Source organism: Streptomyces bambusae (assembly GCF_019400985.1).
GTDB classification, from domain to species: domain Bacteria; phylum Actinomycetota; class Actinomycetes; order Streptomycetales; family Streptomycetaceae; genus Streptomyces; species Streptomyces bambusae_A.
In genome coordinates, this window is the sequence record NZ_WTFF01000337.1 from 1 (window position 1) to 7,795 (window position 7,795).

Below are 7,795 nucleotides of genomic sequence, written 5' to 3' on the forward strand. Positions count from 1 at the left end.
CGGGCCTGCGGCGTGGAACCCCCCGCCGTCATCGGCCCCTCCCCGGGGGAGAGCGCCCCCGCGGCCGGCGCCGCCCGCACCCGCCTGACGCTGGGCCTGCTCGCGGTCGCGGGGCTGCTGATGCTGTTCCAGCCCGGCGTGGGAGCGGTGGCCCTGATCGCCGGGCTGGCGCTGCTGTGGACCTCCCCGCAGTGGGGAACCCGCCACAAGCTGCTCGGTACCGCCACCGCCTCGACCGTACCGGTCCTGCTCCTCCTCGGCTCCCTGTTCCTGGCCGCTTCGGGGATCGACCCGATGGAGCTCCTGCTCGCCGTCGCCCTCTCGGTGGCCGTCCCCGCCGTCGGCGCCGCCACCCTGCTCCGCGCCACCCGCCACTGACCGGGCGGCACCGGCACCACCCGTACGCCTCGCGCCCGGGTACCGCGACACGTCAGCCGAGGACGAGAGTGGCGGGGACCAGGGCCGAGGCGGCGAAGACGACGGCGTGGCGGGCGTTCTGCAGGGTCCAGGTCCACCGGGGGAAGCCGTCCTCGGCGGCCTTGAGCAGGGCCGGGACGTCGATACGGGCGAGTTCGGGGTCGCCCTTGCGGGAGAAGGCGGCCCGCACCGACTTCACGGCCGTGCGGTTGCTGTAGAGGATCACGCAGTTGATCAGCAGGACGAGTGCCTGGACCGTCCAGGCCACGGGGTGGGCCCAGGAGGCGCCGAGGAGGACCAGCAGCGCCGAGGCGACCAGGGCGGCGGCGATGGAGACGGGCGCCCAGGTCTCGTGGCCGCTCGCGTCGAAGCGCATGCCGTTCTCGGCGAGGACGGTGGTACGCACGCCCTGGCGGCGCAGCTCCGCGTGGGCGGAGGCGGTGGCCGTGGCGCCGTAGCGGCTGCGGACGACCGGGATGCTGACGAACGCGGCCGCGGCGAGCAGCTGCGGGACGGCTATCAGGACATTCATGGTGGGTGTCTCCCGTTGGCATCGATCGATCGGGGCACGTGGACCGGTCCGGAACTCCGGACCGACCGGGGCACGTGGCTCGATCGATCGCTTTCGGCTTCGTGGCAAGGAGCATCCCGGCACGTCCTGACTGCCCGCTGACAGCGCGCCCATAACCGCTCGCGCCGGCTGTCAGCGGGTGACGGACGCCCGTCAGACGGCTGTGTCGTCCGGGGTGGCGGGCTGGGCGAGGTTCGAGTGGCGGTAGGAGTAGGCGAAGTAGATGACCAGGCCGATGACGAACCAGATCGCGAAGCGGAGCCAGGTCGCCACCTGCAGGTAGGTGATGAGCCAGATCGACGCGATCACGCCGATGGCCGGGGTGACGGGCATGAAGGGCGTGCGGAACTGCCGCGGCAGGTCGGGGCGCCGATAGCGGAGCACGATGACGGCGGTGCACACGACCGCGAAGGCGAGCAGGATGCCGATGTTGGTCAGCTCCGCCGCCTCGCCGATCGGCACGACGCCCGCGATGGCGGCGGACGCCACGCCGACGATCCAGGTCACGCGGGTGGGGACGTGCCGGGTCGGGTGCGTCTTGGCGAACCAGTGGGGCAGCAGTCCGTCACGGCTCATGGAGAACCACACGCGGGTCACGCCGAGCATGAACGTGAACATCACGGTGAGGATGCCGATGATCGCCCCGACCGCGATGATGTCGGCGACCACGGGCAGCCCGGCCGCCTTGAACGCGGTGGAGAAGCCGCTCTCCGGGTCGATCTCCGTGTAGTTCTGCATGCCCGTCAGGACCAGGCAGGCCAGGACGTACAGCACCATGGAGATGCCGAGCGAGTAGATGATCGCCTTGGGCATGTGGCGCTGAGCGTCCTTGGACTCCTCTGCCGCCGTGCTCATCGCGTCGTAGCCGAAGACCGCGAAGAAGACCGTGGCCGCACCGGTGAAGACGCCTCCCCAGCCGAACGGGAAGAACGGCGTGTAGTTGTCGGTGTTGATGTGGAAGAAGCCGACCACGATGACCAGCAGGACCACGAGAACCTTGAGGACGACGACGACCGTCTCGAAGCGGGCGGCGTTCTTGATGCCCAGGTTGAGCAAGTAGGCCGTGAACAGGCACAGGACCACCGCGATGAGGTCGACGCGGTGGCCCTCCCCGGTCCCGGGCGCGCCCAGCATCCAGGTGGGCAGGGCCGTGCCCGTCTCCACCAGGAGGAAGTTGAAGTAGCCGGAGATGCCGATGGCGACGACGGCGACGATGGCCGTGTACTCCAGCAGCAGGTCCCACCCGATGAACCAGCCCGCGATCTCGCCGAGGACGGCGTACCCGTAGGTGTACGCGGATCCGGCCTTCGGGATCAGCCCGGCGAACTCCGCGTACGAGAAGGCCGCCGCGGCGCTGGCCACGCCGGCGATGAGGAAGGAGATCAGTACGGCCGGTCCGGCCGTGCGGTTGGCGACCGTTCCGGCCAGGGTGAAGATGCCGGCGCCGATGATGCCGCCGACGCCGATGGCGGTGAGCTGCCACAGGCCGAGTGTGCGCGTGAGCTGTTCGCTGGGCGCGCCTTCGGCCTCTTCGATGTGCTCGATCGGCTTGCGCCGCAGTACGCCCTGTCCCATCCTCAGCCCCGCCATGTACTGCCCCTTTCCGCCTGCCGGCTGACGCGGCCTCATCATGGCGGAAGCACCAGGGCTGCGGAATTAGGCGCTCCGCACATGCCCCGGGCCGCGCCCCGCCCGGGCATCCGCCGCCGGAGGTCACGGCAGGGCCCGTTCGCCCGCTCCGGACCGGGGCGGAGATTATGGCCTGGATCACAGTGCATTTGCGCCGTGCTCCGGTGAATGCGCCGAGGGCCGTCGTGACCGACGGGTACGGTTTGGCCATGGATGTTTCCGGAACGAGCGCTACCGATGAGAACACCCGGCGACCGGAGGCCGTCAAGGCCGCGGCGCGCCAACTGCTGCTGGAACTGGGGGCCGCAGGGCTGACCCTGGAGGCGGTCGCCGCGGGCAGCGGCCTCGCCGTGACCGAGGTGGAAGCGGTCTTCCCGGATCGGGACGGCCTGCTGACCGCACTGATCATCGACGCCTACGACGAGTCCGCCGCCGCGATGGAACGGGCCGATCGGGCCGCCCAGGAGGCGAAGGCGTCGGCCGGTGCGCGGCTGCTCGCCGTGACGCGCGCGCTGCGCGCGTGGTCCTTCGCCAACACCGGCGAATTCACGCTGATCTACGGCTCGCCCGTGCCCGGCTACCACGCCCCCCAGGACACCGTCGCGTCCGCGGCGCGGACCCCCGCGGTGCTGGCCGGCATCGTGCGTTCCGCGCTGGAGGCCGGCGAGCTCACCCCGCCCCGCCGGACGGTGCCCGGGCCGCCGCTGCTGCTGCCCGAGGCCGTGGAGGCCTTCGGCGGGGTGCCCGGGGCCCCGTTCTCGGACGTCATCGAGCGCGGCATCGTGCTGTGGAGCAGCATGATCGGGCTCCTGGTGTTCCAGGTGTTCAGCCGTACCCACGACAGCGTCCGGGACGAGTCCGCGTACTTCGACTTCGCCATCGCCGTGGCGGCCGAGGGCATCGGACTGGAGGTTCCGCTGGACGAGGACACAGGAACCACCGGCACCACCGAGCAGAACGACACCACCCACACCGACTAGAGCATCCGTGCCGCGACGTGCGCGGCACCGGCGGGAACAGGGCCGTGAACACCACCAGAACCGTCTGTTTCGTCATCGCGGCGCTGTCGTCGTATGCCGCGCTCGTCTACCGGCTGTGCCAACTCAGGTCCAGCTGGCGGGACAACGCCTACCGCACCCTCCTCGTCACGCTGCTGCTGCAGTGCCTCACCTTCACCATGGGTGCCGTCGCCATGGGGAGCCAGACCTTCCTGGGCGTCGGGAACCTCGCCATCCTGCTGATGCACGTGGCCGCGGTGGCCTTCTGCGTCAGTGCGCAGATCATCCTGCTGCGCTGGGCGACCGCCTCCGAGGAGACCGAACGCAAGGCCCGCGCCTGGCTGCTGACCGGCATGGCGCTGAGCGTGCTGCTGATCGCGCTCTTCTTCGTCGCCGACGGCCCGGGCCGGCCGGCGACGGACTTCAACACCGGCAGCGGCCAGCCGCTGGTCCTCACCTACCTCCTGGTCTTCATCGTCTCCCAGGCGGTTCCGTGCGTCACCATCTTCCGCCAGTGCGGGCCCTACGCCCGGATGGCCGACAACGCCTCGCTGCGCAAGGCCCTGCGCATGCTCTCCGTCGCCGCGGTGGTCCTCTTCCTGTACTGCACGGCCCGGACGGTCAACATCCTCACCGCGGCCTGGGGCGTCGACATCGGCGCCTGGACGGTCGCTGCCAACGTGTTCAGCGCGGCGGGCATCGTCACCCTCTCGCTCAGCCTGACGCTCTCCTCGTGGGAGCCGGCCGTCGCCAGGCTGGTGGAGTGGGCGCGCAGCTACCGCTCGTACCGGGCGCTCTACCCGCTCTGGCGGGACCTGTACGAGTCCTCGCCGGACATCGTCCTGGAGCCGGCGGGGTCGGCCTCGGTCTCGGACCTCAACTACCGGCTGCACCGGCGGGTCATCGAGATACGTGACGGATGGCGGGACCTGCGCCCCTACATCGACCGGGCCGGCGACGGGGGCAGCGGCGTGGCCGTGGACGCCGGGGCGGGTACGGAGGCCCGGCAGGCTTTCGCCGAGGCGGCGCAGATCAGGAAGGCCCTGCACGCCAAGCGCACCGGCACCCTCCCGGACGACAACAAGGACGCCGGCGACTTCAACGACCGGAACACGGACAACTTCACGGCGGAGGTCGCCTGGCTCACCCAGGTCGCATCCGCCTACCGCAGGATCGGCAAGGCGGGGTGAGACTCCCGCCCGGTCCGACACCGTCGGACCGGGCGGTCAGCCCCGTCGCAACCGCCCGGTTCCCCCGTTGGTTCCTCGAACCGGGCGGTTGTGCTGTGCGGGCTTCGGCCGGCCCCCATCCCCCGAGGGCCGGCCGAAGCCGAACCGAAAGAACTGACAACCCACTTGGCTACCCCCGTGAGCGAAGTTAGCTGGCAGCTATCGGCGAGGTCCACGGTGGCGGAGTCTCGGTCGATTGTCAACTGACCGCTAATCTGCAAAACTTGCGGTTAGCTGAGGGCAAAAATGCCGAGGAGGTGACGGAAGGGAGATGCGCAGTGTCCGAGACTGACGACCGGCCCCTGCTGGCAGTACGTCTGGACAACCTCTTCAAGACGCTCCGGCCCAAGGGCAGGCACTGGACCAATGCCGAGGTCGCGGAGGAGCTGAAGAAGGCCAACCCCGACCTCAAGGTCGGCGGTGTGTACCTGTCGCAGCTGCGGACGGGCAAGCGCTCCAATCCCTCGCCGGACCTCCTGGCCGCCCTCGCCCGCTTCTTCGGCGTGTCGGTCGCCTACTTCTTCGACGACAAGGTCGCCGAGTCGGTACTCAGCGAGGTGGCCGCCATCGAGGCGCTGCGCCAGGCGGGAGTGCGCTCGGTGGCGATGCGCGCGGCCGGCATGAAGAAGGAGAACCTCCAGGCCATCACGGCCATCATGGACCAGTACCGGAAGATGCAGGGCCTGCCGCCCGTCATGGACCCCGCGGAGCCCCCTGACCCCTCCGGCCCGGCGGGCGCGGAGTGAGGATCACCGGCAGGGCGCGGTCGGGCGACCAGGACCGCCGCAGCCGGCTCAAGAAGCTCCGCAAGGACGGCGCCCGGCGGCTCGAGGAGCTCGACCTGCCGGAGGGGGCCGATGTGGCCGAGCTCTGCCGCTACCTCGGCGAGATCCGCGACCGCCCCATCACGCTCGTCCCGATGCAGATGCCCGCGTCGCAGCCGTGCGGCATGTGGGTCGCCGCCCGCGACGAGGACCTGATCTTCTACGACGCCAACACCACCAGCGCGCATCAGGAGCACATCATCTTGCACGAGCTGGGCCACATCATCTGCTGCCATCGCGGGGCGGGCTGGCTGGACGAGGCGAGTGCCCGCCTCCTCTTCCCCAACCTCGACCCCGACCTCGTACGCGACATGCTCCTGCGCGCCACCTACGACGACGTGCAGGAGCAGGAGGCGGAGGTGATCGCCTACCTGCTCTCCCAGCGGATGGGCCACACCGAGGAGGGCCAGGAGCAGCCCGCGGCCCCCGAGGGCGAGGCGTCCGCCCGGACGGCCGTGCTCAGCCGCATCGAGCGGACCCTGTTCTGACGTGCCTCCCTTATCCCCCGGTGGCCGCCACCTCCTCGGCCAGCACCGACACGGCCCGTCGTACGTCGTCCTCGGTGTGCTCGCTGGTGAGGAAGAAGCGCAGCCGCGAGAGCCCCTCCTCCACCGCGGGGTGGAAGATCGGATCGGCGATGATGCCCCGGTGGTACAGCCGGTCCGCCACGCTCAGGGTCCTGGCCGAGTCCCCCAGGAGGCACGGCACGATCGGGCTGTGGGCGCTGGAGCCCGTCGCCAGACCGGCCGAGGCGGCCAGGTGGAGGAACAGCTCCGCGTTCCGGCGCAGCGAGCGCACCCGCTGCGGCTCCGCGACGATCAGTTCGGTCGCGGCCAGCGCCGCGGCCGCATTGGCCGGGGTCAGTCCGACGCTGTAGACGAAGCCGGGCAGGGTGTGCCGCAGCCACCGCACCGTCCGGGCCGAACCGCCGAGGTAGCCGCCGCAGCTGGCGAAGGCCTTGGAGAGCGTGCCCATCCACAGGTCCACGCCGGACCGGTCGACACCGAAGAACTCGCCGACGCCGCGCCCGTGTTCGCCCACCGTGCCGATGCTGTGCGCCTCATCGACCATCAGCAGGGCGCCGTAACGCTTCTTCAGCTCGATGACGGCGGGCAGGTCGACCAGGTCGCCGTCCATGCTGTAGGCGCCCTCGACGGCGATCAGCACCCGTCTGAACCGGGACCGGTTGACCCGCAGCAGGTACTCCAGGCGGCCCGTGTCGTTGTGGTCGAACGGACGCCGCGCCGCCCCGGACAACGCGCAGCCCTGCAGGATGCTGTCGTGGGCGAGCGCATCGTGCAGGACCAGGTCCCCCGCCCCGACGAGGTGGCCGATCGCGGTGACGTTCGTGGCATGGCCGCTGACCAGGGCCAGGCAGTCCCCGACACCGAGGAACTCGGCGAGCGCCCGCTCCAGCCGTACGGTCAGGTCGCGTTCGCCGGACAGCACCCGGCTCGCGGAGACCGAGGTCCCGTACCGGTCCACCGCCCGGTGCACAGCCTCGTTGACCGCCGGATGGCCGGAGAGGCCCAGGTAGTTGTAGCTGCCGAACGACAGGTACGCCCGGCCGCCGATCACCGTGGTGTCGCGGATGGTGCCCTCGTGGACCCGGAAGTAGGGGAAGTCCGCGCCGCTGCCGACGATCGCGCCCAGGCGCTCCTCGAACTGCCGCACCTCCGGGAAGTCGTCGACGCACGCACTCGCCCCGCCCCGCTCCGGACCGCTCCGCGGGGGTTCGGACTCGTCGCGCGCCACGCCGTGCCGGCGGTCCCGCTGCCGCGGGAGGAACACGTCGGGCGGCGGCAGCTCCCTCACGTGCGGGGCGACCAGGCCGATCAGCTGCTCGATGGTGAGTCCGCGGGCGAAGGCCTCCTCGACAGGGAAGTCCGGCACCCGGTTGGCGAGGGTGACCGCCAGCTCCTGCAGCATCAGGGAGTCGAAGCCGAGGTCGGTCGTCAGCACCATCCGCGGACTCAGGTCGGAGAGGGGGAAGACACCGGTCAGCGACACCGCTTCCAGCACGAGGGACGCCGCCGCGGCCGCGCCGTCCGCCCGTACGTCCGCAGGCGCCGGCTCGGGCCTCGCGTCGGGCCGTGCGCCGTGGGGCACGCCGGGCGACACCCCGGC

8 protein-coding genes are annotated in these 7,795 nt (G+C 71.0%); 5 read left to right on the forward strand and 3 right to left on the reverse strand.

All coding sequences use genetic code 11. From position 1 onward, the window contains the following. Window positions 1–378: hypothetical protein (locus GPJ59_RS30570; protein ID WP_219671163.1), on the forward strand; the 378-nt coding region annotated here is incomplete at its 5' end. A 52-nt stretch (window positions 379–430) separates the two neighbouring features. On the opposite strand, the gene GPJ59_RS30575 is transcribed toward GPJ59_RS30570, so the two are convergent. Both GPJ59_RS30575 and GPJ59_RS30580 read right to left on the reverse strand, forming a co-directional pair. Then, on the reverse strand, window positions 431–949 hold the full coding sequence (locus GPJ59_RS30575; protein ID WP_219671164.1) for a hypothetical protein: 519 nt from the start codon (window positions 947–949) through the stop codon (window positions 431–433). 192 nt (window positions 950–1,141) lie between these two features. Next, window positions 1,142–2,578: an amino acid permease gene (locus tag GPJ59_RS30580; protein ID WP_219671165.1), complete on the reverse strand. Its 1,437-nt coding sequence runs from the start codon at window positions 2,576–2,578 to the stop codon at window positions 1,142–1,144. Between the two features lie 248 nt (window positions 2,579–2,826). On the opposite strand from GPJ59_RS30580, the gene GPJ59_RS30585 reads away from it, so the two are divergent. The 4 genes from GPJ59_RS30585 to GPJ59_RS30600 all read left to right on the forward strand — a co-directional run bounded on the left by GPJ59_RS30585 (window position 2,827) and on the right by GPJ59_RS30600 (window position 6,156). Further along, on the forward strand, window positions 2,827–3,597 hold the full coding sequence (locus GPJ59_RS30585) for a WHG domain-containing protein (protein WP_219671166.1): 771 nt from the start codon (window positions 2,827–2,829) through the stop codon (window positions 3,595–3,597). Between the two features lie 44 nt (window positions 3,598–3,641). After that, window positions 3,642–4,805, forward strand: coding sequence for an MAB_1171c family putative transporter (locus GPJ59_RS30590; RefSeq protein ID WP_219671167.1), 1,164 nt, complete (start codon window positions 3,642–3,644; stop codon window positions 4,803–4,805). A 317-nt stretch (window positions 4,806–5,122) separates the two neighbouring features. Next, window positions 5,123–5,590 carry a helix-turn-helix domain-containing protein gene (locus tag GPJ59_RS30595; protein WP_219671168.1) on the forward strand — a complete coding sequence of 156 codons (468 nt, stop codon included), beginning with the start codon at window positions 5,123–5,125 and terminating at the stop codon, window positions 5,588–5,590. Then, complete coding sequence (locus tag GPJ59_RS30600; protein WP_219671169.1) at window positions 5,587–6,156, forward strand: toxin; 570 nt, start codon at window positions 5,587–5,589, stop codon at window positions 6,154–6,156. Before GPJ59_RS30595 ends, GPJ59_RS30600 begins: the two co-directional genes overlap by 4 nt. Window positions 6,157–6,166: 10 nt before the next feature. On the opposite strand, the gene GPJ59_RS30605 is transcribed toward GPJ59_RS30600, so the two are convergent. Continuing rightward, a partial coding sequence (locus GPJ59_RS30605; RefSeq protein WP_219671170.1) for an aminotransferase class I/II-fold pyridoxal phosphate-dependent enzyme occupies window positions 6,167–7,795 on the reverse strand: 1,629 nt, incomplete at its 5' end.

Bases quoted from the DNA above. Each gene is read 5' to 3' on its own strand.
- GPJ59_RS30575 (WP_219671164.1), bottom strand. From the start codon at position 949: ATGAATGTCCTGATAGCCGTCCCGCAGCTGCTCGCCGCGGCCGCGTTC.
- GPJ59_RS30580 (WP_219671165.1), bottom strand. From the start codon at position 2,578: ATGGCGGGGCTGAGGATGGGACAGGGCGTACTGCGGCGCAAGCCGATC.
- GPJ59_RS30585 (WP_219671166.1), top strand. From the start codon at position 2,827: ATGGATGTTTCCGGAACGAGCGCTACCGATGAGAACACCCGGCGACCG.